Below are 686 nucleotides of genomic sequence, written 5' to 3'. Positions count from 1 at the left end.
ACCACCAGCATCAGTAGCGGATACTAAGTCAATGGCAGATAACTTATCAACAATTCCAATTACATCATCTACCGCAACACCATAACCTTTCATTGCTGTAGTTAAATATGTAGTTGCATCGGCAGATGAAATGTTTCCCAGTTTAGAAAGAACTAAAGAGTCTGTGATTAGCTGATTAGTTTCGGCAATAGACTTTCCTTGTCTTAAATAATCGCTCGCCGCTGACGCAACTTCTGTAGCTGTAGCCCCAAGTTGTTTGCCCATTTCTATATATGAATCCATCAGCTTGGAAACTTCAGCATACGAACCTCCAGTGGCCATCTGCAAATCTACAATTGCAGCGTCTAAATTTTTGACTTCTGACACCATATTTTGAACAGTTCTTATCGCTTGCTTTGTTATCGTAGCAGCACCTAGAAATCCAGTGAAATTTTTTATGTTATCTGAAAGTTTTGAAAATACCGACTTCCCAGTCTGTCCAAGTGCATTAGCCTCGCTTTTGACGTTTGAAAATTGTTTTTGTAGATTTTTTAGCCCAACTGCATCTGCATTTTTTAATTCTGTTTGTATACGAATTAGTTCTGTCTGTAATTCCTTACCAAGCTTGGTGTTATTATTTAAGTAAGAAGTTATATTATTATTTAGTTGATTTTTGCCAGTAGATAAATTATAAGAATCTTGTAATG

At 36.3% G+C, this 686-nt stretch carries 1 protein-coding gene; it reads right to left on the bottom strand.

Features of this window, described 5'->3' with window-relative positions; translation table 11 throughout:
• Positions 1 to 686 (bottom strand): phage tail tape measure protein (locus tag ACW2QF_RS18215; protein ID WP_455717439.1); only part of this gene is annotated, 686 nt, incomplete at both ends.

It is taken from the genome of Anaerosporobacter sp., from assembly GCF_965301125.1.
Note: the sequence above shows the minus strand (reverse complement) of the source record. Positions and strands in the feature narration are given on the sequence as shown.